2 pseudogenes are annotated in these 625 nt (G+C 69.4%); both read right to left on the reverse strand.

Annotated features, from left to right (window positions below):
- Positions 1 to 443 (reverse strand): annotated as a pseudogene (locus tag ACYVDE_RS25475) (hypothetical protein); the annotation flags it as partial.
- Positions 436 to 625, reverse strand: a pseudogene (locus tag ACYVDE_RS25480) (DUF58 domain-containing protein); the annotation flags it as partial. The pseudogenes ACYVDE_RS25475 and ACYVDE_RS25480, both read right to left, overlap by 8 nt.

Consider the following 625-nt stretch of genomic DNA (forward strand, 5'->3'; position numbering starts at 1 on the left):
AGCGGCGGCGCCGTGCGCCGTAGGCGCACACTGGCGGGCGCGGGCAGCACGCTCAGGGTATCGGGGCCTTGCAGCACGGCTACCGGCAGCGCCAGGGCCTGCACCGAATCGAGCCGAAAGGTGCGCAGATGGTATACGGCCCTGTCGAGGCTCACCCCGTGGCGGGTGCGGGTGGGATAGGCCGACTTGCCCACATACTCGAACGGCGCAAACCGGGCCAGCGAATCGGGAAATACGACTTCCAGCTCCGGGGCGTGGGCGTAGCGCAGCTCGTAGTCGAGGAGCTCGCCCACGCGCACAACCCGGGCCAAAAAGCGGCCCTGGGGCAGCGCCGATGGCGCGGGAGCCTGCGCCCCCGCATCCGAAGCCACCAGCAGGCAGAACACGGCGCCAAACGCGGCGTTTATCGCCCCCGCCGCAGGCTTTATGATGCGCTTATCCACGGCGGCCTACCTGCTGGCGATGACGAAACAGATTCACGAGCTGGGGCACGAAGTCGCCCTCGGTGCTCAGCGCCAGGAAGCCGGTGCGGGTGCGGCGGCACAGGTTCACGAGTTCGGCCTCGTGGCGGTCGGCGGTGGCTTCTACCTCGGCCCGGAAGGCTGGGGCCGCCGTATTCACCCAG

Source organism: Hymenobacter agri (assembly GCF_054778495.1).